Source organism: Paenibacillus sp. 01T443 (assembly GCF_056398325.1).
The window spans coordinates 34,599-60,648 of sequence record NZ_JBFTPE010000009.1 but is presented as its reverse complement, the minus strand read 5'-3'; the positions used below and the strand labels follow the sequence as shown (position 1 = coordinate 60,648).

The 26,050-nt window shown below is 43.8% G+C and carries 19 protein-coding genes; 4 read left to right on the top strand and 15 right to left on the bottom strand.

Features of this window, described 5'->3' with window-relative positions:
• Nucleotides 1-9: 9 nt before the first annotated feature.
• The 5 genes from AC1DLI_RS18615 to AC1DLI_RS18595 form a co-directional block, all read right to left on the bottom strand.
• Nucleotides 10-2,037, bottom strand: a complete 2,028-nt coding sequence (locus AC1DLI_RS18615; protein ID WP_477605175.1) for a glycoside hydrolase family 43 protein — start codon at nucleotides 2,035-2,037, stop codon at nucleotides 10-12.
• A gap of 259 nt (nucleotides 2,038-2,296) precedes the next feature.
• Nucleotides 2,297-3,289, bottom strand: a complete 993-nt coding sequence (locus AC1DLI_RS18610; protein ID WP_477605173.1) for a hypothetical protein — start codon at nucleotides 3,287-3,289, stop codon at nucleotides 2,297-2,299.
• A gap of 363 nt (nucleotides 3,290-3,652) precedes the next feature.
• A complete protein-coding gene (locus AC1DLI_RS18605) occupies nucleotides 3,653-5,287 on the bottom strand; it encodes a response regulator transcription factor (protein ID WP_477605171.1) in 1,635 nt (544 codons plus the stop codon).
• Nucleotides 5,280-7,028 carry a sensor histidine kinase gene (locus AC1DLI_RS18600; protein ID WP_477605169.1) on the bottom strand — a complete coding sequence of 583 codons (1,749 nt, stop codon included), beginning with the start codon at nucleotides 7,026-7,028 and terminating at the stop codon, nucleotides 5,280-5,282. Before AC1DLI_RS18600 ends, AC1DLI_RS18605 begins: the two co-directional genes overlap by 8 nt.
• Nucleotides 7,029-7,112: 84 nt before the next feature.
• Entirely contained in the window at nucleotides 7,113-8,780 is a 1,668-nt protein-coding gene (locus AC1DLI_RS18595; protein WP_477605167.1) for an extracellular solute-binding protein, read from the bottom strand.
• Between the two features lie 369 nt (nucleotides 8,781-9,149).
• Between AC1DLI_RS18595 and AC1DLI_RS18590 the strand changes: the two genes are divergently transcribed.
• Genes AC1DLI_RS18590 through AC1DLI_RS18580 form a run of 3 tightly spaced genes read left to right on the top strand, consistent with a single transcriptional unit; the run spans nucleotide 9,150 to nucleotide 13,506 of the window.
• Nucleotides 9,150-10,943 carry a sensor histidine kinase gene (locus tag AC1DLI_RS18590; RefSeq protein WP_477605165.1) on the top strand — a complete coding sequence of 598 codons (1,794 nt, stop codon included), beginning with the start codon at nucleotides 9,150-9,152 and terminating at the stop codon, nucleotides 10,941-10,943.
• Between the two features lie 12 nt (nucleotides 10,944-10,955).
• Complete coding sequence (locus AC1DLI_RS18585) at nucleotides 10,956-12,539, top strand: response regulator (protein WP_477605163.1); 1,584 nt, start codon at nucleotides 10,956-10,958, stop codon at nucleotides 12,537-12,539.
• A gap of 1 nt (nucleotide 12,540) precedes the next feature.
• Nucleotides 12,541-13,506 carry a sugar ABC transporter substrate-binding protein gene (locus tag AC1DLI_RS18580; protein WP_477605160.1) on the top strand — a complete coding sequence of 322 codons (966 nt, stop codon included), beginning with the start codon at nucleotides 12,541-12,543 and terminating at the stop codon, nucleotides 13,504-13,506.
• A 91-nt stretch (nucleotides 13,507-13,597) separates the two neighbouring features.
• Here the strand turns inward: AC1DLI_RS18580 and AC1DLI_RS18575 are convergent, their stop codons facing one another.
• From AC1DLI_RS18575 to AC1DLI_RS18540, 8 genes are all read right to left on the bottom strand, one after another.
• On the bottom strand, nucleotides 13,598-14,380 hold the full coding sequence (locus AC1DLI_RS18575; RefSeq protein ID WP_477605158.1) for a PhzF family phenazine biosynthesis protein: 783 nt from the start codon (nucleotides 14,378-14,380) through the stop codon (nucleotides 13,598-13,600).
• 120 nt (nucleotides 14,381-14,500) lie between these two features.
• A complete protein-coding gene (locus AC1DLI_RS18570; RefSeq protein WP_477605156.1) occupies nucleotides 14,501-15,664 on the bottom strand; it encodes a benzoate/H(+) symporter BenE family transporter in 1,164 nt (387 codons plus the stop codon).
• Entirely contained in the window at nucleotides 15,661-16,485 is an 825-nt protein-coding gene (locus AC1DLI_RS18565; protein WP_477605154.1) for a uroporphyrinogen-III synthase, read from the bottom strand. The genes AC1DLI_RS18570 and AC1DLI_RS18565 overlap by 4 nt, the downstream gene beginning before the upstream one ends.
• A 200-nt stretch (nucleotides 16,486-16,685) precedes the next feature.
• The gene (locus tag AC1DLI_RS18560) at nucleotides 16,686-17,729 is read right to left on the bottom strand and encodes an ABC transporter substrate-binding protein (RefSeq protein ID WP_477605152.1); all 1,044 of its coding nucleotides are present in this window, start codon (nucleotides 17,727-17,729) and stop codon (nucleotides 16,686-16,688) included.
• A gap of 35 nt (nucleotides 17,730-17,764) precedes the next feature.
• Nucleotides 17,765-18,733 (bottom strand): galactofuranose ABC transporter, permease protein YjfF, encoded by a 969-nt coding sequence (gene yjfF, locus AC1DLI_RS18555; RefSeq protein ID WP_477605150.1) that lies wholly within the window; start codon nucleotides 18,731-18,733, stop codon nucleotides 17,765-17,767.
• Nucleotides 18,723-19,766, bottom strand: a complete 1,044-nt coding sequence (locus tag AC1DLI_RS18550; RefSeq protein ID WP_308996793.1) for an ABC transporter permease — start codon at nucleotides 19,764-19,766, stop codon at nucleotides 18,723-18,725. The genes yjfF and AC1DLI_RS18550 overlap by 11 nt, the downstream gene beginning before the upstream one ends.
• Nucleotides 19,767-19,768: 2 nt before the next feature.
• Complete coding sequence (locus AC1DLI_RS18545) at nucleotides 19,769-21,280, bottom strand: sugar ABC transporter ATP-binding protein (RefSeq protein ID WP_477605148.1); 1,512 nt, start codon at nucleotides 21,278-21,280, stop codon at nucleotides 19,769-19,771.
• Nucleotides 21,281-21,374: 94 nt separating this feature from the next.
• Nucleotides 21,375-22,424 (bottom strand): ABC transporter substrate-binding protein, encoded by a 1,050-nt coding sequence (locus tag AC1DLI_RS18540; RefSeq protein WP_477605146.1) that lies wholly within the window; start codon nucleotides 22,422-22,424, stop codon nucleotides 21,375-21,377.
• A gap of 363 nt (nucleotides 22,425-22,787) precedes the next feature.
• Between AC1DLI_RS18540 and AC1DLI_RS18535 the strand changes: the two genes are divergently transcribed.
• Nucleotides 22,788-24,248 carry an MFS transporter gene (locus AC1DLI_RS18535; RefSeq protein ID WP_477605144.1) on the top strand — a complete coding sequence of 487 codons (1,461 nt, stop codon included), beginning with the start codon at nucleotides 22,788-22,790 and terminating at the stop codon, nucleotides 24,246-24,248.
• A 100-nt stretch (nucleotides 24,249-24,348) separates the two neighbouring features.
• Here the strand turns inward: AC1DLI_RS18535 and AC1DLI_RS18530 are convergent, their stop codons facing one another.
• Both AC1DLI_RS18530 and AC1DLI_RS18525 read right to left on the bottom strand, forming a co-directional pair.
• Nucleotides 24,349-25,128, bottom strand: coding sequence for an AraC family transcriptional regulator (locus AC1DLI_RS18530; protein ID WP_477605142.1), 780 nt, complete (start codon nucleotides 25,126-25,128; stop codon nucleotides 24,349-24,351).
• A gap of 25 nt (nucleotides 25,129-25,153) precedes the next feature.
• Nucleotides 25,154-25,729, bottom strand: a complete 576-nt coding sequence (locus AC1DLI_RS18525) for a LysE family translocator (RefSeq protein ID WP_477605141.1) — start codon at nucleotides 25,727-25,729, stop codon at nucleotides 25,154-25,156.
• Nucleotides 25,730-26,050 lie beyond the last annotated feature (321 nt).

Genomic DNA, 26,050 nt, shown 5'->3' with positions numbered 1-26,050 from the left:
TTCAGCAGCTTATTTACTAAACTGCCAGGCGCAAAATTTAAATAACTCCGTACCCGGCTTTCCATTAAACACGAAATATAGATCGTGAATACCCTCGGCACCCGAGACTTCCGTTTTCACTTCGACCCATTGATTCCATCCTTCCGTCGAAGGCACGGCAAGCGTTCCAATCAGCTTGCCTTCCGGATCATCCAAGCGCAGCTCTATACTGCCTCCGTCCTCCGTGCTCGCAACCAATGCCATAAACGAGGTTGCCCCGCTGCCGAAGTTTACTTTTGAAACCGCCGTCCAATCCCCGTTGCCAATATCGGAGACAGCCCGCTTAACGGACGTTTGCTCCTTAGCATCCGTCAAGAGCGGCTGCGTGTTAATCCCTGCGCTCCACGCAATCGTCTCCGCTGCAACGCGGACAAACGGATTGAAATCCTTGATTTGCTCTACGCCTTTCATATCCGCGGCGATTTCCCCAATGGAACCATCTTCGCTAAAGAGAACCTTGTTCAGATGAGTCGAACGATAGCCCTTTGGAACACCCATTGCTTTGGATAAGGTCTGCGCATGATAGGCAATGTACCAAGCGTCATGGAATTGGAATATAACATGATGGTTATTTCCGCCAACTCCGAAGAAATGTCCCGGATTTTTTAATATCGTTCCTTGATACGTCCAAGGTCCCATTGGATTGTCGCTCGTCATATAGGCAATTTCACCAGCTGGCGGGCTTCCTTCCGGACGGGCGCCATTGTAGAAATTCGAACAATAGGTATAGTAATAAACGCCGTTGTATTTATTGATTCCAGCATCCTCGAACATAAAGGGTGCTGGTATTGAAGCCGCTTCGCCGACAACGCCGATCATATCGTCGCTGAGCTGCATGACGCGCGCGGTATTCGGCATTTCATCTTTCCCTTCCGGAACGCCCCCGCCGAAGTAGATATAGGCTTTGCCATCGTCGTCTACCAGCACGGCAGGGTCGAAGAGCCAGGTTACATCCGCCGCGGCTGACATGGATCTCGATATGAGCGGCTTCCCAATCGGGTCCACCCACGGTCCGATTGGACTGTCGCTTGATAATACACCGATGCCGCTGGCATTATTGGCAAAGTATAAGAAAAACTTATCTTGTCCGTTAATGACTTTGTGGGCGGCTGCAGGAGCCCATGATTGCGTCGCCCATTTTGCCGCGCCTTCCGGGCCTGCAGCGTTGATCTCGCCGTGATCCGTCCAGTTCACCAAGTCATCGGAGGAAATGATCGACAGCTTGTTAATGTTGCCGTAACTATTGTCTTTAACGTTGCCATCCCCGTCATATTCCAGCACGTCGTTCGTATTGTACAGGTACACGCGATCCTTGAATACCAATGCATACGGATCCGCGCCGAATTTATGGGAGACAACCGGGTTTCCGTTCGGAGGAAGCTTCCCGATCGCCCCGGCAAGCGGAGCGAAGCTCACTTTGGAAACGGCACCGCTAACGTCATACGAGTCCGTTTTGTTGTCGGAGTAACCGATCTCCATGCTATTCACTTTAATTTCTTCATTCATGACTACTGTCAACTCCCGATTAAGTTTTAATCTGATGGTCGCCAATTCTCTGCTTGCGTCCGAATTCGCAAATGAAATAGCGGAATCATCCGTGTTTTGGATATGAAGCTCCAACCGGCCGTTTACCGAATTAAAATCATTCGCTGCCTTTAGATTAGTTGAATTCGGAACAATGCTAACGACCTCGAATGCTGATGGTATACGAGCGGTTGCGTTGATTCGATGAACTTCTCTATCATCCGGAAATTCATCTACTAATAGTTGAAAATCATAAACAATTCCCTTTTCGTTGCTAAGCACTACAGCGTCTTCTTTCAAATAGGCCTTTAACACGGATGGCGTTTCGCTTCCCTCTGCTTCATGACCGCTATCGCCCGTGTTCCTTTCCGAATTAGGATTGGAATCAAATGGACGAATTAGAATAAAGATCAAGGCTGCTGCCACGACCAAAGCCGCAGCCATCAATAGAAATGGCTTCCTTTTGACAAGCATGTTCCGCCAGCCTCCTGCCCTTCCTATATGTAAAAAGTGTAACGCTTACACATAGAGGCAACAACCTGCCGATTGCTAATAAATCACCTGTCAATTTATAGGTTTTTTAGATATGAACATAAAGAAAACCTGTTGAGGTTCCTCAACAGGCTTTCAACTTGCCAGCTTTTTCAATCGCTCTTTCCAGCAGCGGTGAAGGCACTATAACTATTCTAACTTTAGGTTTGGTACAGCTTTCGGGGGCTGACCGGTTTGGCGGTTAGGTAAATAGGCTATCAGGAACGTAATAAACTTTCTGCGTGTTTGTTTTGTTTACTGGGTCTGTAACTATAGTAAAATAAACGTTACCGTTTTTTGTCTGTACTCCCTCGATTTCATGGGTTCCCACATTTGTAATATTCACAAGGGTTTTGTATGTTCCTGTGTTTGACATCATAGCAATCTGCGGAGTATCGCCTTCTGCGCCGCCTGACGTATAGATTTCCGTATTATCGAGCATATCAGTACCCTGGAATGATCCGTTCGGTCTGACTATAGCACTGCCCGACTGCGTAAAGCTGGTAACGCAGGCACCTACCGCCGCCGCACTGTCCATTCGTACCTGTTCATTGCTGTCAAGAAGCTGGTTCAATTTTACCGTGTCATAAATGGACCAAGTTACGTTTCCTTCTATAGTTTGTATGCGGAAGACGGTATGGGTACTGTTGCCGCCGGCATCAACGCGGTATGTCTCGCCTAATCTTGTACCGGTCTTATTAGCGTAATTCATATAGGTAAACCGATGAAGATCCGTATAATCATATGTCGCGCCGGGCGAGTATTGAAGCCTTGCTGCCTGTAGCGACCAGTAATACGATGTTGAAGGATCCGACTTTGAACTAAAATAAAAGAAATTTATACCATTGTATGTGTACATGTCTAAGGTTTGGCAATGTCCGGCATTGGTGACGGTCATTTCATCAACGTATGTTGCGTCACTTCCGTTAATGAGCAGCCTTGAAAGATAGCATGTTCCCCCAGACCGCTGAGTTACGTAAAGATACGTTGAAGCGATGTAAGCTTTCTGAACAGCCACATTGTGATTAAGTCCTTTGAGATTGTATGCGAGTGTTGCCGAAGCGTTAACCGTTTTCACAGGAGTTGCCGCATATATCGGCAAAACAGACATCCCCCAAATAAGAATGGAGAGAACAACAGTTGTGAGTAGTTTTAATTGCCTTTTAATAAGGCTCGACGCTTGATCTTGAAACATACGGATACCTCCATTAAAAATAATAATATAATTGGACTAATTTCATAGGACTGACACCGTAAACTGTACAAAAATAAAGTTATAAGTTCAACCTTCGGCCCTCCTCGTTTTGTCTCCTTATCTAAGTGTATAGGTTTGTTGTTAATACGGAGTTAAGTTTGTCTAAAGGTTATATGAACTCGCACTAATAATAACAGAACTTACGAACCTATCACGAACTCATAGAAAAAACTATTCTCCAATTTACATTTTTCTCGGCTCAAAAAAATGACTTACTTCGGATTTCTCCTGAAGTGCGTCACTCAAAAAATTGAAAAGCTTGAGCCATCCTATACGTAAACGCAAACTCACCATGAACGTAACTTATTCGATTACGGATAAACTGTCACGGTATTCTTGGGGTGTCAATGCCGTTGTTTTTTTGAAAAAACGGGTAAAAGAATGGGCTGCCTCGTAACCTACGAATGAAGCCACTTCCCGCACCTTCAAATCTCCGTCTCTAAGAAGATCCTTTGCTTTTCTTAATCGGCATTTATCGATATACTCGGATAAATTAATCCCGCGTTCCTGTTTGAAAAAGCGGGATAAGTACGACGGATTAAAATAGTGGATCTCCGCTAGTCGAACCAAAGACAAGTCCTCGCTTAAATGCTCCTCGATAAATTGGCATATCCGCTCGATGACATGAGAAGCTCTGTCTCGTTCATCCTTGCGCTTGAATTTAAATATCGCATCCGCGATTTGTTTAAGATATAGGAATCCCTCTTTCATGGAGGCATGGTCATCGAGACGCATAAGCTTTCCGTTATCCTCGATTTGACAGTGCAGCCCCATTCGGTTGATGTAAGAGAGCAGGACAAGCGCGATTGAATAATACCCTTCGATCGTTCGCTGGACTTTTCCGTTTGCAAGCAGCATGGACCTCGACATTTCTTCCAAATCCTCAAAAAATTCCGCAGCCCTGCCTGCCTCAAGATGCGCCTCCATGATCTCGGCTTTATGGCTCGGCACAAATCCTTCTTTAATAGAAGAGCTATTGTATTGATCGGAACGGTCCATCAAGATCATGGAAATACCGTCGCCGATTTTTAACTGCTGAAGCTGTCGAAGCCTCTCATACTGCGGAGTTACGTCTCCCCATTCACAAGAAGCACCGCTTATCGTAAAGCCGATCGTCAAACCAAGGGATGCGAGACATGCTTCCTGTATCAGTTCCAGCGTTCCCTCCAAATAGCGCATGAAATGATTGTTGAACTTCTCCTCGGAGTGCAGCGATGTCTGAATGAACCATACGATGTCACCGTACTTATCCACGATTCCAATGCTGCGTGTCTGATCCATCATAAAGGAATTCCATATGATTCTAGACGAAGCAAGGATTTGGCTTCTTTCGGTATAGGAAGCCCCAGCGGGATACGATAAGCGGCCAAGGGCCAGCACGACTGGCGCTTTAGGATCTACACTAATATTTAATTTGTCAAAATCTTGGACTAACACTTCTTGATTCTCATAAAAACCATGGCTCTCTTGCAGGAAATGCCTAAAGTAATCCCCTTGCGCCATAAATTCAAGCGTATCCTTCTGTTCGCGGGACTGCTCCAATAATTCATTCATTTGAATGCCGTGATTTAATTCCTGCATGACCTCTTGCACAGTTTGGGTTACCTTCGCGTACCCTTCCGTTTTCAACAAATACCGGACATTTGACATTTGAATCGCTTTATAGGCATAGTCGAATTCACTGTATCCGGTGAGAAAAATGATTCTGCATCTTGGCCAATAGGTTTGAATTTCTTCGGTTAATTCCAAACCGCTCATCCCGGGCATGCGAATGTCGGTTAGAACGATATCGATTCTCGTACGGGACATCCAATTTAGCGCTTCTTTGCCAGAATAGGCTTTACAAATATCCAGCGTTTCCGGCATGAGTTGATTAAACACCTCGTATAGACCATCCGTAATAATTTCTTCATCATCGACGATTAACAGTCTATACATTCCAAATCTCCTCCTGCAGCTTGATTCTAATGATGACTTTCAAGCCGTTCAGCTCGCTCCTTGATAGATTCAAGCCGCTGCCTTCCCCGTATGTTAAAACAAGGCGTCTATGAATGTTGATCACGCCCGTCATTTCATAGGATTCGGCGGCAGGATCCAGCCGCTCCCTTAATGCTTCAATCTCGGAATCGCTAATGCTGTCTCCGTTATCCTCTACAATGATTCGAGCCTCGGCATAATCCATCTCGAACGAAACGCGAAGCAAACCTTCCTCTGTCATTTTCTCGAGACTATGCTCGTAAGCGTTCTCGATAATGGGCTGAATGATTAATCTTGGTACCTTGATTTGCTCCATTTCCTTCGGTAAGTCATCAAATTGCACTCGAATGCGTCTTGAGAATCGGAGTTTTTGTATTTCCGTATACATTTGGGAGTGTCTCGTTTCTTCCGACAATAAAACATGGTCTTCCCCGTTTCGGGTAATAAACCTGAAATACTCGCCAAGCATATTGGTAAATTGTTCGATCCGATCGACATCCCCGGTTTTGGCCAATGAGTTCAGAATGAAGAAGCTGTTATACAGAAAATGCGGGTTAATCTGGGATTGCAGCTGCTTTAGCTCTGCCTTTTGCATCATCATTTTTTGTTTGAAATCCTGATCAATAAGGCTTTGCAATTTCGTAAGCATATGGTTGAATCTTGTATACAAATAGCCAAATTCATCTTTCTGTTCGTGTTCGATTCGAATGTTCAATGCACCTCCTTCCATCCGTTTAAAGCTCTGGACGAGAGACAGCAGCGGTTTATGGATAATCTTATAAGAAGAATAGGAAAAGATAACAACGGCAAAAAATGACGTTATGGCGAACACCCAAGCCCATCTATAAAAAATGCTCAGTGGTCTTTTGACCGTTTCTTCGGGTAAATAGGTAACGACGGTAAGTCCCAGTTTCTCGGAATTGGCTTTATTGAAATGATACTTTTTGCCATTCATATTCAATAAAAAAGTGCTGCCGCTTGATGCATTCGCTACCCTCATGTAGTCCTGGTTAATAGGGTTAGAGTTCCCTTGGCTCATTAACGTAAAGCCCGTCGTAACCGAGATCAGAAAAGAGCCGCTATCCGGATAAATGTTGATCTGATGCAAAGAATCCCTTAGCTTCTCCGTGTCCAATTCGATTTCGACAAGGAATAAAGGTTCCTCTCCCTTTTTCCCGCTTTGTTTAGAAGCACTCATATAAAGCGTGTTATTCCAATTAATAAGCCGGTTCTCATTTCCTCCGGCAGTGGAGCGAAAATAATCGAACCTTTCCGAATCAAAATCATAGATCGCATTAGCCGTCGAGACCGTTTTGTTAATGGTACGGATATGCACATAAATATCTTTGATATAGGGGCTGCTATTTTGGAAAGAGGTAAGCTGATGCAGCAGGTAGATCAAACCTGATCTTCTTTCTGCGTTATCCATCATCCCCCAAGTGGCTGCAAGCTTATTTAGTTCGCTATCCTCCAAAATATCGAATTGCTGAAGCTCCATCCACTCGAGTTCACGGTTTAATCCTTCTAAATAATAAGTCAACTGTTTAACGGTTGCTCTCGATATATCCTGGCTAGCATTTTTGTAGCTCCAGTTATACAAATACGCCCCAAGTAAAATGATGGGGAGTATAACGAGAAGGTAAGTAAAGACCAGCCGGACGAAGATTGTATTTCGTATTGATATGGCGGGAAATTTAAGCAAGAAAACGCCTCCGTAGCCGCTTTAAAGTATGTTTAAAATGTTTAAGCTGATAGCAGACAAAGCCAGAGGTTGTCCACCTTATCATCACTTGCTTTCTCTTCCTGCAAACCACTGATTTACCTCTGTTGTCATCTTTTCCCCGCCCAACTTATGCCATTCTTCAACAAATTGATCAAATTCTTCGATGGGCCTGCCAAGAATGATATCAACAAAAGTCTCGTGTTGAAGATTATCCAGAATGGCTTGTTTCTCAATCATCGTTTCCGTGGGGGCTCCAACAAAATTTTCGTACAATAGCTGGTTATTCTTTTCGTATTGGTCAAGGATCGCAAAGGCTCCTGAGGGACCGTATGTCCTTTCCCATCCCCACCCTGATTCCTTATTCTTATCTCCGGACAGATAGGTATCAATGTTCTTCTGTATGGCTTTGGCTTCGTCCTTTAACACGGAAGTATCCCCGGTGCGGCGGGCCTCGTCTAGTTGCCGAAACGCCTCCAGGTTTTTCCTTGCCGGATAAGGGGTTACAGGGGATAGCTGCCATATAGGGAGCGGAGAGATATAGTAAGTTTCATATTCGGCCGTTTCTCCCCAATTTTTCTCCAGGTGTAAATTAAAAAGCTTAACGATGGCTTCGGGATGTTTAAAGTCCTTCCTCACCGCAAGGAACTGATTTGTGCTGAAACTGAGCGGTACCTTCGGCGCTACTCCCGATAAAGAAACGATCGGAAATGCCTGCCACTGGGCATTAATATTGTTATCGCGGCTCACTTGAACCAAAAACGACCCCCATTGCTGCCCGTACAGCATTCCGATCTTCCCGGCAGCGACTTGCTCCTTCACTTTATTGCCGTCTTTAAACCCGAATTCGCTATCGATTTGACCCTTTCGATACATGACCTGCAGTACTTTTAACGCCTCTTTCACTTCCGGTTGAATTCCTCCATAGGCGAGTTTACCGGAATCATCCTCAATCCAAATATTCGGGAACGCATTATAACCTGCCATAAATGCCGTTATTCCCATGACGGGATCCCACAAATATTGCGTGATCGCAAGCCCAAACGTGTCATTGTCGCCGTTTTGGTCCGGATCCTTTTCTGTAAACGCTTTCGAAATCGCCAAAACGTCATCCATGGTTTGGGGCGGTTTAATACCAAGCTGATCCAACCAATCCGTTCGGATCCATATATACTGGGCTCCTTCAATAGAGGAGCCCGTTTCCGGAATTCCCATCAGCTTTCCATCGATCGTCGCCGCATCGAAAGGACCGTTTCCTTCCTGACTAAGGATTCGCTTGGTAAGCGGAGTGGCATATTTCTCGTAAACCTCGGATAAATCTTGAATTAATCCTGCATTACTGAGCAGTCTGAGCTGCTGCGCATTGACCCTTACTACTTCGGGTATATCTCCCGAAGCAAGCGCAACGCCTAATTTTTGATGATAGAGATCGCCTTTGGCAATCCAATCGTACTTTATTTTAATGCCGAGCACCTGTTCATAAAAACGGCTCCAAGTGTTGTCCTCCAACGTTTGTCCCGGCAGTAATCCTATTAAGTTTTCCATACCGACGCTGGTTTCCCTCACAAAGGTAACTTCTATCGGCGGATCATACTTGCTTAATCCTAGGTCTTGATACTCGGTCACGTGATCGTTCCCATCAGGAATTTGATTATTCGTACTGTCGCTTTGACTGCATGCCGATAAAATTTGAACAGACAATAATACAGTCAGCATGAGCTTGGCCTTATTCATTATAGGTACCCGCAACAGTTCTGACCCCATTTCACATATAATGATTGCGACAACCGTAACATTACAATTATCTAAATTGCATTCTGATCATACAAGACACATATCTTTATTTCGTTACCCGATCTTTACTTATTTTTTCAAAAATAATTTCCCACAAAGGCATTTTTCAGTAGTTGAGCAATCGATCGTTCTTGAACTCATATAGATTTGGCCCTCTTCTTTGGAGTGTAATGGAAAGTGTACAATTTTATTTAAAAGTTGTATTTTTTATCGACAATTCCATTTTCCCCTTTCAACTTACTGTTTTTGATATATGATGTAATTGCAATATGAGTTAAGGTTAAGGCCTAATAAGAAAGGAAAAAAAGTATGAAGCTCATACGACATATTACATCGAGCCTGCGTGCAAAGCTGCTGGTGATGTTCATTATTTTGACATCAATCCCGCTGCTCGTGGTTGGTCTTGTATCCTATCAAAAATCTTATCATACCGTATCCGATCACAGTAAGGCCTCCACAATCCTTGTTGCGGATCAACTCGTCCGAAACATCGATGTGCTTTTTCAGGATACGCAAAAGCTGCTAGAACTCGGAAATAATCCGAAGGTTCTTCATTTTCTGATCTCGCAATCCGAAACAAACGCGGAGGCCAAAGAAATCGTACGTACCTTTGAGATGTACCGTGATACATACAAATACGATAGCGTACTGAACATTCAAATGGTAAATCTCTATGGTAAAGGAATCAGCGAGCGTAGAGGACTTTTTCAAATTGACCATAATCCTCTCAGAAATCCGCATTTTGTTCAATTGACGAATGATCCGAGTCTTGTATTAAAGGTACCTCCGTCCTCTTCCTCCGAGTTCGATAGGTTGGACGGCTTTACTTACCCTGACAAAAGCGTCATTTCCATTATTGCACCTATCCAGCAGCGTATTACAAATGAAGTGATTGGTTTTATCGTCATCGACCTTGATGACTCTATTATTGAACAATTTTGCGATAATGTCACCATTGGAAAAACAGGCTTCTTCTATGTGCTGGATCCACAGGGAGTCCCGATTTTTATGCCTTCCGCCGGTGAACAGATCAACATTCCTGCGGGGAATGGAATGCCAAATACATTCACTAATGCTTCTGGCAGTTTCGTCCAAACGATTGATGGAAATAAGAACCTCGTCGTCCATGTGAGATCGCAGACAACGGATTGGACCATCATTGGCATGGCACCATTGCGGGAAATCATTTTCGAAGCGAATGAAATTAGGATGCTGATCATTGCTAGCGTAATTCTTAGCGCGGTTTTTGCAATTGCCATTTATATATCTCTGACACAACGGCTGACTCGACCCATTCAAATCCTGAAAAATAAAATGAAGCAAGCCGCGAGCGGCTATCTGGAAGCAAAGGTAAAGCCGGCTGGTCATGATGAGATTACAGATCTTAGCAACAGCTTTAATATCATGCTTGAGAATATTAAGCTGCTTCTAGAAAAAAGTATTCGCGAACAAGAACAAGTTCAGAAAGCAGAACTGCGAACACTGCAGGCGCAGATTAATCCACATTTTTTGTATAATACGTTAGAATCCATCATCTGGATGGCTGAAGCAGGCAAAAATGAAAGCGTAATCAAATTAGTGAAAGCACTCTCTCGCTTTTTCCGGCTTACGCTCAACAAAGGAAGAGAATGGATATCATTAAAGACCGAGCTGGAGCATGTTCAAAGTTATTTAACGATTCAGCAAATGCGTTATAGAGACATCCTCTCCTATGAAATTGACGTCCCTGCCGAACTGCAGGTTTATCCAATGCTTGGCATGACCCTGCAGCCTCTAGTCGAGAATGCTCTGTATCACGGTATCAAAAACAAAAGAGGCATGGGAAAAATTCGAATAACCGGATATGTCGAGAATGAGAGAAATATTATTTTGAACGTCGAGGATAACGGTATAGGCATCAAACCCGAACGGTTAGCCGAGCTAAGACGTCAGCTTGAGCAGCCAAAAGACGCCGAGCTGCCTGATGGACCCGGCGAAGGAGGGTTTGGTTTAAATAATGTGCATCAAAGGCTTCGTCTTTATTTCGGTGATCATTACGGACTGCAATTAGATAGTATCGAAGGAGAAGGGGCTCGTATCTCCCTCCGTATACCAAAGAAATAAGGAGGCAGCACCATGAAAAAAGTGATGTTGATTGATGATGAAATTTTAATTAGAGAAAGCATTAGAAATTGCGTGGATTGGGAGCAAGAGGGTTTTATCTACTGTGGAGATGCTCCCGATGGGGAAATGGCACTGCCTCTCATCGCAGAGTGGATGCCGGATATTTTAATTACCGATATTAAAATGCCTTTTATGAACGGACTAGAGCTTAGCACGATCGTTCGTCAGCGTATGCCGGATATCAAAATAGCTATTCTTACGGGACATGACGAATTCCATTATGCCCAGTCTGCACTACGAATCGGCGTTGAGGATTATTGCCTCAAGCCTGTTGGTGCCTCTGATTTGATAGAAATGCTGCACAAAATTAGCAGAAGAATCGACAAAGAACGCCAAGACAAGAAGAAGTTAACTTATACGAGTGATAAATTACTTTCCGACCTGTGCGGCGGCCTGATCAGTACCTCAGATGCAATTGAAACCTCAGGCAATATTTCAATTAATTTAATCGCTCGCTACTATGCAGTTGCCATCATTGACATTCGAGTTCATGAATCCGAAGAATCGTTACGTACTGAGCAAGTGGAGCATGTCCTTAAAGAACGAATGGAAAGATTGATTACCGGCTTTTCTTACAAACGCAACCGATCGGACATGATTTGGATTATCAAAGAAAACGATAAAACGGCCATATCCGAAGCAATGAACATCATTGTCAATAAGCTCAGATATGAGCTGCAGGAACTATTTAACTGCGATCTGTCAATAGGGGTAGGTAGCATACAAGACCGTCTCCAAGGCATACACAGCTCCTTCTTGGAAGCAGATGATGATAAAAACCTACAACGGCTTTCCAATCAAAACAAATTGGCATTTAAAGACTTTATTAAAGCATCTTCTATCAGCAATATCTTATTGGATCGCAACCTCTTCGTTGATTTCATGAAGATTGGAAGTTCTGTAAAGGCTGAACCATTCGTAAATGAATTCGCAGCCGAGCTCAGGAGTCTTGATTGGCAATCATCCATGTATGGCTGCTATTTGTTAAACGATATTACACTCGAGGCCTTCCGTGTCGCAAAGCAAAGCTTCACGGCTTCAAACCATACCTCAGACACGATACAAGAGCTGCAGCAGCAGATTAGGGAGATTGCATGCTGGGAAGATTGCGTGCAATATCTGCTTATTTTATTAGACCGTTTGTGGCTGTGGCGATCTAAAGGCTCCGATCAATACGGTGAGCTGATCGCCAGCGTCAAGCAATTCATTAATGAGCATTACAATGATGATCAATTATCACTACACGTCGTATCTAAACATGTCGGGGTCAGTCCCAGTCACTTAAGCAAAGTGTTCAGTCAAGAAACAAGCCAAACGCTAACTGAGTATTTAACGCAATCCCGAATCCGCAAAGCGATGGAGCTGCTTAAAACGACTCGCAGAAAAACGTTTGAAATCGCGTTTGAGGTCGGTTACCACGATCAGCATTACTTCTCTAATATTTTCAAAAAAGTAACAGGTATGACGCCCATGGAGTTTAGGCGCCAAGGCAGTACAAATGAAAAGATACATGTACCGGAAGACGGAGGAAAATAACATGCTGCTCCCTAAACGACGCAGTTGGTTTTTTATATTCTTACTCCTTGCACTGTTTACAGTGAGCTGCCAGTCGGCTCCTCCAACTAGCCTGGTGAACTCATCAGAGCCCAGCACCATACCATCCAATAGGGACCGCGTATTCGGTATCATCTTCCCAATGGCCATTCCAGCCTATGAGAAAATAACCGAAAATGCAGAGAACACTGCAAAAGCGGCAAACATTCGCCTGCTAGTCTCGGCTCCTGATGAAGCCAACCTGGAGCAGCAAATTCGTATTATGGAGTCGATGATAAAGCAGAAAGTTGACGGTATCGCTATCGCGCCCGTGAACCCTGAAGCACTTGCCCCCGTCATTAATAAAGCGGTAGAACAAGGGATTCCCGTCATTTGCTTTGAAACAGATTCCCCTAACAGCAAACGGCTCAGCTATATCGGCGCCGACAACTACGATACAGGCAGACAACTCGGCAAAGCAACGGATCTCCTGCTGGGTGGAAAAGGTATGGTCATGGTAGGAACGGGAATGTCGGAAATGTTTAGCCTAAAGGAGAGACTTGAAGGCCTTCTGGACTATTTAAACTCTGAGACTGAAATAGAAGTGTTGGAGGTTCGTTACAATGATGGCCGTGAAGATCTCGCCATTACGGAATTAGAAGATATGATTAACGCACATCCGCATTTCAATGCTTTCCTAAGCCTTGATTTTGTTTCCAGTTCTGCTTCTATTTTGATCTGGAAAGCAAATGGGTTAAATCGGTATGTCCTTAGTATTGGATCCACACCTAATATCGAAGAAGCACTGCTTAATGGCCAAGTGACCTCTATTATTTCGCAATATGAAAATCAATGGGGTGGAAAGATCATAGAAACTCTTATGAAAGTAAGTGAGGGCGAAACCATTCCAGAGATGATTAATACTGGGATTTTAAAGCTTGAAAAAGGACCCCAATATGATCAAAGATGAACTTAGGTTCACCTTTTATCCTATTGGGGTCTTCCCTTAGATGTTATATGTTTATTGAATTATCTTTTCCCGATTGCTTATCTTCATTATCTTATCCAACATAAAGCTCAGCAATCGAATAGAGTGCGGCTCGGCCACTAATCGCTACCCGGTCACCGACAAGTTTGCAATACAGCGTACCGCCGCGTTTGGAGACCTGTCTTGCTGTCATTTCCTGCTTATTCAAACGCGCTGCCCAAAAAGGGATAAAATTGCAATGGGCGGAACCGCAAACGGGATCCTCATTGACATTTAATTTGGGGAAGAAGCATCGAGATACGAAATCATACTCATCACTTCTAGCAGTAACCAATACGCCCAGCCCTTCCGGCAGCCCAGCTAACTTGGTGAAATCCGGTTCAATGTTAATGACTTCCGACTCTGACTCCAATACGAACATCAAATCCCGGCCAAGATAAGCTTCAGAAGGTCTGATACCAAGGGCTTCAACCATCTGATCCGTTAATGGTTGCGCCTCCGGCATTCTGCTCGGGAAATCCATTTCGTACAGTTCCCCGTTTCTTATTACCGTTAACTCTCCGCTGAGCGTTTTGAATCGTATACGCTTGCTATCCGTATCATAAAAGTTAGTGATTACGTAGGCAGTTGCTAACGTTGCATGGCCGCATAAATCAATTTCGCCTCCTGGCGTGAACCATCTTAACCGATAAAGCTCGTCCTCTTCTTTGACCGCAAACGCTGTTTCGGAAAGATTATTCTCGATCGCAATCTTCTGCATAAGTTCTTCCGAAAGCCAAGCATCCATAACACAGACACCGGCTGGATTGCCTTCAAAAACGTTCTCGGCAAACGCATCAACGACATAATATTTCATATTCATCTACCTTCCTTACTTCATACTCCTGATAAGAGAATTGTAACAACATTCATTGTTTGCCATCAAATAAAAAATTGTATGACATTCAATTTTCTTATAAATCAAAGATAGGCGATCTTATCCTTCATCGGCATTTCTGCCCTCTCCAAGCCATTTCATTGTAAACAAGCCGGCGGCTAGACTCCAGACCGGAGCGGAAATGCCCATAAAACTAACATTCGATACCGCGATTGCAAAGGTAAACACAGTGGAATAGCGGTACTCTGGCTTTGAGAAGGCTGACTGTATGCTTTTCATGAATACAGCCATTAAAGAAAAGCCAGTAATCATCCAGATAAAAGAAATAGGCAGTGTCTTAATAAACGCAATCACTTTCCACGCCATCAACCCGAACAACGCTACAAGCAAGCCTGATACAATAGCTGCAAAATATCTCTTTTCTTTTGGGCCAGCCTCATCACTGCTGCAGAGCATCGTCATCATCCCGCCTATGTTAACGGAGTGGCCGCCGAACCAGCCAACGAGAGAAGCCGCTGCTCCTGTTACCGTTATCGTTCTCGCCGCGGAAGGCTCATATCCATTCTTCCTAAGCACCGCTAAAGCAACGAATATATCATTGCTAATGACCAGTAACGCAAGTGGCACCGAAAGCGACACAAAGCTGTTCCATGAAAATACCGGGGTAACCATATAAGGCAAGGAAAATGGGATATCATCCATTTCAGGTAAATCATAACCGATGAATAAAGCTAGCATCCCCAATCCGATCACGCCCAAAATCGGGGGGCATTTATTGATCAGCTTTGGAAACAAAAAAAAGCCCGCCAATGCAAACATTCCAAAAAAAGGCGTCTCTTTAATGGCAGGGATAATTTGTACAATATGGTTAAAAATCAATCCCGCAAGCATGGCATCCATTAACGCCACTGGAAGGAAGGCTAAAAGCTTTTCCCCTAAACCCGAAATCCCGAAAAAAGCGATGACCGCACCCGACATAATGGCTGCACCAGCCAACTCTTCAATGGAGAAATAGACGATGGATGTGCTCAAAAAAGCTGCTGCCGTTATCGAATGCGCTCCGCCAAAGGGGATTTTATAGATGAAAGACAAACCAACATTCAGAAGTCCACCGAGAAAGTACACAGAAAACATCCAGGAAATGAGCTCTGGGTTAGTAAACCCTGCTTTCAAAGCGCTGTTAATGATGAGAACGGCACCGCCGGTGCAAGCAAGCAGCGCAGATAAAATTCCAGTCAGGAGATGTTCTTTATAAAGCTTCATCTCGTTAAGCTCGCTTGATACTTGTAGTAATGCGAAAGCTCGATAATCATGGCGCCCATTCGTTCACTTTCAGGCACTATGACCAGCCTTATTCCCTCTTCCTTCAATGCCTCGGCCGTTACTCTTCCCACCGCTGCCGCAACCACTCGACCATTGAAGCTATTATTTATTTCCGAATAACAACCAATTTTTTTGGCATAAAGAAAAAAATATCGTACTTGAACCGCGGTTGTAAAACAGACCGCATCTACGCTGCCCTCCATAATCTCCCTGCATAACTGACGCGATACCTCATCTTCTGGAGCAACATGCTTGTATGGCAAGATCTCTCTGACTACAGCCCCATTCTTTTCGAAAAAGGTAACCAATGATGGCATTGCTTCTCCATGCAGTTGGATTGTTACGCCTTGCCCTTCAAAATCAGAGGCTTGGAGTTGTCGAATAAGCCCTTGCGTCGTCCCATCATCATCAACGACAATCGGCTTAATACCTAATTTCTTCAGCATCGCAAATGTTTTATACCCTCTTGCCGCGACTTTAGATTGCTTGATTATGTCGAGCAGCCGAGAGTATAAACCGATTGATTCTGCATGCTGAAGCAAGGCTTCAAGCCCGGTTCCCGTTGTGAAAATGATCCAATCTGTCCCGCTTTCAACCAGATGGTTCAGATCACGCTCAACTTCCTCTTCTGCGAGCAGCAGGGTACCTTGTTGGGGTCGAATAAGGGGATTCCCCCCTTGTCTTTCAATAATTTCACTGAGTTCGCTTAGTTTACGGGAACCCGTGATAACAATTCGTTTTCCCTCCAGCGCCTTGGCCATTACGGATACTCCTCTCTCATGTATCATGCTATCCTTTACAATGTATCCACTATGATAAAAGAAAAAGCGTTAAAACAAACCATCCAAAAGTGGAGTATTTACACCCATCCAATCTGTATCACCGAATAGACTCTCATAGGCAAAAACAACAAAAAACCGCTGAATCTCAAATCAGCGGTTTCACTTGTATTCATAAAAGACTAATATTTCCTATTCTTTACTTCTGTCGCAGCATTCTCCTGGGTATAGATATCTTCGGGCGGGATCATCCTTTTCGGAAGGGTTCTTCCCGCCATGATTTCCTTAGTAGCCTGCATGAGCAGTGGGCCTAGCAGCGGGTTACACTCCACAACCGCATTGATTTTTCCTTCTACCATCATTTCGAATGCTTGCCGTGTGCCATCTACCGATATGATAATAATATCCTCGCCAGGAATAAGCCCTGATTGTTCTATCGCCTCGATTGCGCCAATCGCCATGTCGTCATTATGTGAAAATAGGAGCTCGGGACGTTCGCTTCCCGCTTCCTTCAGAAACTCCCTCATCACTCTGGTTCCTTCCTTTAAGGTAAACTCCGCCGGACGGCTCCAGATGATATCCATATCTTCTCTAATTGCAATGGCATCCCTAAAACCTCTCCCACGGTCGATTGAGGGTGTGGATCCTATCGTGCCTTCCAGCTCCGCAATGCGGATAGGTCCCGGATGATTGCGCATTTTATCAATAGCATACTTGGCCGCCTTAATTCCTTCCTCGTAAAAATCCGGCCCGATAAATGTAACATAAAGAGATGTATCCTCTACGTTAACGGATCGATCCAAGACGACGACCGGAATTCCAGCCTCCTTAACCTCTTTCAAAATAGCTTCCCAGCCGGATTGCACAACCGGGGCAACTGCAATGACATCCACTTTTTGCTTAATAAAGGCTCGAATGGCCTCGAACTGTTTTTCCTGAGACTGTTCGGCATTTTCCATAATTAGTGTGATTCCTGCTTCTTCAGCCGCTTCGGTGATTGAAGCCGTATTTGCCCTTCTCCAATCACTTTCGCTTCCGAGCTGAGAAAAGCCCAGCTTGATTCTCTCCCCTAAACCATCAGTGGGCGTAATCGGAGGTGTCCACAGGTCTGTTTCCGTAATCGTATCATCCTTCGATACCATTCGTTCCGATTGTGCTCCCCACCAACAACCGCTGAGGAAAAAAACAAGCAAGGGAATACTCATCCATTTTAAAATACTACGCATAAGTCCCCCTCAATCATGGAAGATCATATTAACGATTAAGCCTTTATCGTGGAGCGTCTTGCGCTAAGAACCTTCTGTAGAAGAATGAAAACGCAGAGCAGCAGACCAATAACGATCTTCGTCCACCAAGAGCTCAAAGTTCCTTCGAAGCTAATTATAGTTTGGATAACCCCCTGAATCAATACGCCAAAGAAGGTTCCTGCAATATAACCGACACCTCCAGAAAGCAGTGTTCCCCCGATTACAACCGCAGCGATCGTATCGAGCTCGAGTCCTACTGCGTGCAGCCCGTAACCCGACAGCATGTAGAACGTGAAGACAACTCCGGCAAGGGCGGAACAGAATCCGCTTAACGTATAAACCATTATTTTTGTTTTGGCTACGGGCAATCCCATGAGCAAGGAAGATTGCTCGCTGCCGCCGACTGCATAAACATTGCGTCCGAAGCGAGTATAATGCGCGACGTAGATAGCTGCTATCACGACGACTATAGCTATGATTACGCTAATCGATACAAAACTGCCGCCGGGCAATGGGATTTTGGTTTGCGCGACTGAAGTGTAAAAAGGATTATCAATCGTAATGGTATTAATGCTTATCATGTAACAAAGACCTCTCGCTAAAAACATTCCAGCCAAGGTTACAATAAAAGGCTGAATTTTGAAATAATGAATAATGGCGCCCATTGCGTAACCGAATACGGATCCGATAATTAAGACTAGTGGAATGACCACTGCAGGCGGCCATCCCTGCTGCTGGATCAGACTAGCGGAAATCATGGTCGTTAAAGCGATGACCGAACCGACAGACAAATCAATGCCCCCGGATAAAATAACGAATGACATCCCTACTGCTACAATAAGAAGAAATGAGTTATCAATGAGAAGATTCAGTAAAACCTGAAGAGAAAAAAAGCCCGTATATCTAAAGGAACCTGCCGCAAACATAATAATGAATAAACCAAATGTAACTAAAATCGGGATGTATCTACGGTTAAGAAGCATGGCGTACGATCTCCTTTTCTGCAGGGTAATGCCTTGTTTTCCATCTCTTGACGATCGACTGCCGGAACGTTTCCGATTGAATCAAGCAAACGGCAAGTACAACAAAGGCTTTAACGACGAGTGTAATTTCTGGCGGTACCCCGATCATGTATATCGTTGTCGTCAGCGTCTGGATAATCAACGCGCCGATGATTGTGCCTGTCAGGTAAAAACGTCCACCATTTAGTGAGGTTCCTCCGATAACGACGGCTAGGATCGCATCCAGCTCATACCAGAGACCTGCATTGTTGCCGTCGGCGCTAGAAACGTTGGAGCTGAGCAGCAAACCCGCAATACCCGCGCATAAACCACAAAACACATAAACTGAAATGATAACGAAATTGGAACGGATACCGGCTAAACGACTTGCATTCGGATTAGATCCGACTGACTCAATAAATATACCTAACGCCGTTTTTCTTGTTAATAAAGCAGCTATGACGAATATAAATAGGACTACAAATATAGAAAACGGAAGAGAAGCTAACGCACCTGTTCCTATATACGCATATGTCGGACTGGAAACCGTAATAATTTGGCCGCTTGTAATCAACTGTGCGATACCCCTGCCGGCAACCATAAGAATAAGAGTTGCAATAATTGGCTGTATGCCCGCTCCGGCAACGAGAATGCCGTTCCAAACTCCTAATACTAAAGAGAGGACGAGAGACATTCCAATTCCTGTTAACACAAGCGAAAGCGCATTTTGATCAGCCCCCTTGCTTATTGTCATGCAGGTAACTGCTCCTGCGATGGCCACAATGGAGCCAACGGACAAGTCTATGCCTTTCGTTGCAATGACAATGGTCATTCCAATGGAAACGAGCATCAAAGGAGCTCCGAAATTTAATATATCGATCAAGCTGCCGTACAAATGTCCGTCTCTCATGACAATTGAGAAAAAGTCCGGAGAATAAAATAAATTAAATAAAAGCAATCCGCCTAAAACACTCAAAGGCCAAAATAGATGGTGTTTGAACATCCGTTTCATCATGTTTATCCTCCTGCGATGGTCTGCATAATTTCTTGCTGACTGAATTTTTCGTCTGTGATTTCCTTTACCTTGCGTCTGTCCCGCAGTACGGCTATGCGATTGCTAACCCGCAGCACTTCCTCCAGTTCAGAGGAAATAAAGAGAACCGACATTCCCTTCTTTGCGAGCGATAGCACAAGCTTCTGAATTTCTGCCTTAGCGCCTACGTCGATTCCTCTTGTCGGTTCGTCCAATATCAGCAGTTTAGGATCCGTCAGCAGCCATCTTGCCAGCAGCACCTTTTGTTGATTGCCACCGCTTAGGTTTTTAATGAGATGCTCCGGATTAGGAGGATTAATATTCAAAAGTTTAATATATTCGTTGGCGATTTCATCCTGTCGCTTGCGGGAAATTGGCTTATGCCAGCCGCGAGTCGCTTGGAGAGCCAAAATAATGTTCTCTCTAATCGTTAAATCATCGATTATGCCCTCGGTCTTGCGGTTTTCCGAACAAAATGCTATTCCTTGTTCGATTGCTTTCCTAGGGGAATGAACCACTTGCTTCGTCCCCGAAACAACGACTGATCCCACGTCGGGTCTGTCAGCTCCGAAAAATAAACGCGCGGCTTCCGTACGCCCTGACCCTAGCAAACCCGCGAGTCCAACTACTTCTCCTTTATGGAGCTTCAAATCAAAGGGCTCTATCGCTCCCTTTCTCCCTGCCCCAGATGCTTCTACTACTAATTCATTCCTATGGGACTCTACCTCATTAGATAATTTTGGAAGGTCCTCGAGCAAATTAAGTTCTTTGCCAATCATCTTTGAAACGAGTTCGATTCGAGCCAGTTTATTTGCCGGATACTCTCCAATGAATTCGCCGTTACGAAGGATCGTTATCCGATCTGAAATTTCGTATACCTGATCTAGAAAGTGCGTGACGAAAAGGATGGCTAGACCTTCGCTTTTCAGCTTTCTCATGATGGTGAACAATTGCTTTACTTCATTGCTGTCCAAGCTTGAGGTTGGCTCGTCGAGAATGAGCACCTTAGCCGATATGTTGAGCGCCCGCGCAATGGCTATTAACTGCTGAATAGCAACCGAATAAGCATGTAGAGGCTGCGTCACATCGATTTGCAAATGAAGACGATCGCGCAGAAGCTCTTCTGCCCTTCGGTTCATTTCCTTCCAAAGAATACGGCCGAATCTTCTTGGCTCCCTTCCAATAAAGATGTTTTCCGCCACCGTAAGATTCGTGCATAAATTAACTTCCTGGTATACGGTGCTGATTCCGGCCTCTTGTGATTCATGCGGGTTTTGAACCGAAATTTGCTTATTGTTCAAAAGAACCGTTCCCTTATCGATGGAATAAACGCCCGTCAGTACCTTAATCAGCGTTGATTTACCTGCTCCGTTCTCCCCCATCAAAGCGTGAACCTCGCCCGGGAATAAACGGAAATTCACGTTTGATAATGCACGAACGCCTGGAAACCCTTTATGAATGCCCGTCATTTGCAGAACAGGTTGAAGCTCACTCACTGGATATCTCTCCTTTTCAAATGAGAAAGCCACTCTGGAGGCAGCATTCGGCTGGATCGAGTGACTTTCTCGCTTGATTTAAAATAAGTTTGAATTAATAAGCCCGTGTCGGCAAAGCCTCTTTCGCTTGCTCGGACGTGAATGTCGATTCTACCGTCACAATGCGAGCCGGAATCTCTTTACCGTCCATAATATTTTGTACGGCTTCCATCAATTGAGGCCCAAGCAGCGGATTACACTCAACGATAAAATTGATTTTCCCTTCGCTTGCAGCCTGCATGCCGTCCTTAACCGCATCTACAGAAATAATCTTAATATCTACGCCTGGCTTAAGACCGGCAGCTTCGATTGCCTGAATAGCTCCAAGTGCCATGTCGTCATTGTGCGCATATAGAACATCGATATCTTTATGGGCTTTCAAAAAGGCTTGCATAACTTCCTTTCCTTTAGCACGAGTGAAATCACCCGTTTGCGATGCGATAACCTTTAAATTAGGATTTGACTTAATCAATTCCTCGAAACCCGCTTTACGATCATTCGCAGGCGCGGATCCTGTCGTACCTTGAAGTTCTACGATATTGACCGGTTCCTGTGCATCCTTGTACTGATCAACCAACCATTGACCAGCTTTACGGCCTTCTTCCACGAAATCAGAGCCAATAAAGGTAACATAAAGCGATTTATCCTGCGAATCAACGGCGCGATCGGTCAGGACGACCGGGATGCCCGCGTCTTTTGCTTCTTTAAGAACCGTGTCCCAGCCCGATTCAACAACGGGTGAGAAGCCGATTACATCAACTTTTTGTTGAATAAACGAACGAATGGCTTTAATTTGGTTTTCCTGTTTTTGCTGCGCATCGGAGAATTTTAGATCGTAGCCCACTTCACCTGCAGACTCTTGAATCGATTTGGTGTTTGCTGAGCGCCAACCGCTTTCAGCACCTACTTGCGAGAAACCAAGTGTGATTTTTTTGTCCCCGCTTGCTTTTACGGCATTATCGTTAGCAGCAGCTCCAGCCTCTGCATTCGTACCCGCGTTCTCCCCACCCGTATTACCGTTATTTGCATTACTCCCGCAAGCAGCGCTAAAAATCATCATGAGTGATAGAGCGACAGTCGCTCCTAGTTTTCTGTACCTTTTCATTTCTTCTTTCATCCCCTTTCGTTATCACCATCTCTGGTGTATGGCAATTATAAACCGCTTTCATGAAGTCGATATACGGAGGCTCTTTCGGTTTCCCTTTAAATTTTTTTGTTTTTTTAAGTAAGCGGCTAAAACTGTGTACTTTTTTATTCTAAACTTGTGTTTTTAGATTTCGATGGCGGAAAATAAAAAAAGAGCTGGCTAAGACGCGGTAAAATGGCGTCTTTGCCAGCCCTTTTTCATTGGCGTTAAGTGATTTTTTTATTCATACACTTGCCTTAACCCTCCTATTTTACTTGCCTAATAAAATGTTAGAATAGAGATAGAGTAATCCGTTTAAAATTTAAATTAGGAGCAGCATAAGTGCGATCACATCCAATCTACATTTTACGTATAGCAGGACTTTTTGATGGTATTTCATTACTAGTATTACTAAGCATCGCTATGCCTTTGAAATATATTTGGGGGATAGACGTAGCAGTCACGATTGTAGGCAGTATTCACGGCGGGATTTTCAGTTTATATGCACTAGCCATCCTTTATGCGGCAATTCGAGTGAAATGGAGCCCTCTTTGGGCTGCTGCCGCATTAATCGCAGCGTTTGTACCATTAGGGAACTTCTTGCTGGACTGGCAGTTAAAGAAGGCGCAGGTCAAATACAGTGTGAAGCCTTTTAACTATGCCCTGCTCGTTTATAGTATCGTGTTTTTTTCTTTTTTTGATTTATTCTCACAGCTGCCGGTTATGAGCACATTTGCGACATCCGTCGGTGCTAGCTCGTTTATTGTAGGTTTTGTTATCGGGCTATATTCGTTAGCCAATACGCTTGGCAATATTTTATCCGGTATTATGACCGATAAGGTCGGGCCTTTCAAAATATTAATGGTCGGATTGCTGTTATCAAGCAGCGCTCTGCTGCTTTATCATTTTGTTGATCAACCCTCATTCTTGATTATCGTTCGGATCATACATGGTTTTGTCGCCGGATTAATTGTTCCAGCTGCGTTTACATTCTCTGCGAATACGACGATAAATGATCAGCAGGGGAAAAAAGTTGCCTTCACCGGTACATTTGTTGGACTAGCCGCTATTATAGGTCCTGCTTTCAGCGGCATTATGGCGAGTAAAACCTCCGTGCCTTTTGTTTTTACGTGGGTATCTATTATGGGTTTTACACTTGCCATCCTGTCCGCCATTTTTCTCAGCAAGTACAAAATATCGAAGAAAGAGAAAAACGAGACTATCGTTCCGTCATCGGGCTCGATTTTCAATGCAGGCGTTATAAAGGCTTACGGCGGCGCCTTTTTCTTAATGTTCTCACAAGGCGTTATCGCTTATTTGTTACCCTTGCATATTCAAACGCTTGGCTATGATTCGAAATTAAGCGGCACCTTAATGAGCACTTTTGGGATCATTGCCGTCCTAATATTTGCGCTTCCTACGAATCGTATCTTCGATCGTGTTGCCTCATCAAAAACGATGGCCATAGGAATCGGTTTAATGGGATTAAGTCAGCTGCTTATTAGCCAATCAACGAATACATTCGCACTCTACTCCGTGTTAGGCCTTTATGGAGTAGGCTTTGCCTTCTTGTTTCCATCTATTAATACGATGCTCATTAACGCCACGCCAGCAGAGCTGCGCGGGAAAGCTTATGGTTACTTCTATGCCTTCTTCTCTCTCGGTGTTGTTGCCGGCTCTTCCGTGTTAGGCTGGCTGCCGTTCACCATAATTGAAGGATTTACGTTTACAGGAGTCATCCTGCTGCTATTTGCCGTTTTGGTCTCCTTCAACAAGCAAAGAGCTGGAGCATTGAATCGCTAGCGAAAGACTCCAAATTATAAGAGTGAAATCATCGCTTTCCAACAACAAGAAGAGAGGCCGCCGATATAATCGGCGGCCTCTCTTCAGCTATTCAGTAGCTTCATACGCTCATATGTGATATATATTCAAATGCTGTTGTTCCATATACGCTTTTAAAATGTTTGTTTAGATGGGTTAAATCAACAAAACCACATTCAGCTACTGCTGAATAAATATCTCCATTCTTTTCGATTAACTGCTTTGCACGCTCTATCTTGCAGTTAAGAAAATATTGGTATGGTGAAATTCCAGTATGAGCCTTGAATAATCGGATAAACTGGAATTTCGATAAAGCAAGCTCTTTACTGATCTCGTCAAGTTTAAGTACTTTTTCTAAGTTGGAATTAAGCATATCCTTTGCTTTTCCAATTAGAGCGTTACATTTCTTATCGTCAGTGGAAAGATTAGTTTGAATAAGGCTATCCGTGAGGGATAAAAGTAATTCGCTGCACAAAGCCTCATCTTTTTCGCTTAATATTGCATGAGAAAGGCTTAAAATCTTTTGTTCAAGCCCATAATCATACACAATAGGGGTTGAAAAACGTACAAAATCCTTTTTCTCAATAACCTCTAAAAGCAATTGTGGCTCAATATATAGCATAATATAGTCAAGGCCTGTTTCATCATGCGCCATTCCGTCATGTGCCTGTTCTGGATTAAAAAGCATAACGCCATTTGGATAGGATAATTGTAAACTGCCATCCAAATTATACTGTTGAATACCACGCAATGTTACACCTATCGCGTACTCCTGATGTGAGTGCTTTTTATACGTAAAATCAGTCATACTTGCAGACAACGCAGTAATACCAGCGGATTTTTTATAGATAAACTTGTTCATTCCATTCACCTCTTAATAAGCTTACCTAATTCCATATCATGATTGCAGCATAAGCTAAAGATAAGGCCATCATTACATTAACAGTCTTTTTATACTTCTGTAAAAACTCCTTGAAGATTGTACCGAAAAGAACCCACGTAGTGAATGCTGAAAATCCAATCAGAGTTATCACTATAATACTTATCGTCACCGCTGGGATTGCGCTATAGTAAGGCATAATAAAACTTGGAATTACAGTCATTGTAAAAAGTATTACCTTTGGATTTAAAAACTGCATAAGGAAGCCTGACATCAAGGTAGCCGATTGGTTTACAGCTCTGTTTGATGTATCCTTTTTATGAATTCGATAAGCGAGATAGAGCATATAAATGCTCCCGATTATCTGCATCACAATTAATATTTTCGGGATGACCATTATAAGCATCGTATTCAACATAGCAGAAATAACAAGCAATAAAGCAAAACCAATCGTTGCTCCATACGTATACATCATTGCCTTTTTTGCCCCAAAATTATGCACAGTGGACAATATAACGATATTAGTAGGTCCTGGTGTAAAGGTAGCAATCATACAGTAAAGCAAAAAAGATGTAACATCCATGAGAAAACTCCTTTTAAGTTCTTCTCATATCCTACATCTAAAATTTAAATGCCTATAGTATATTATTGCAGATATAAAGCTTCTTCCGCCATGGATCTATGTGGCAAAAAATATTGCGGTACAATTTGTCATAGAGCGACTCTTTGTCATAGTAATTGCTCTCCCATTATAGGCGTTTAAGCTGCAATGACAATTATGCTTCTGTGCACCGTATTTTCTTTAAACATAAAAAAGCTCCCCTTACAGAAGCAGGTTTTATTATTTCACCTGTCTACCGTAAGGGGAGCATATTAGTAGCCGGCTGCCTTCTCTTTCATTTTT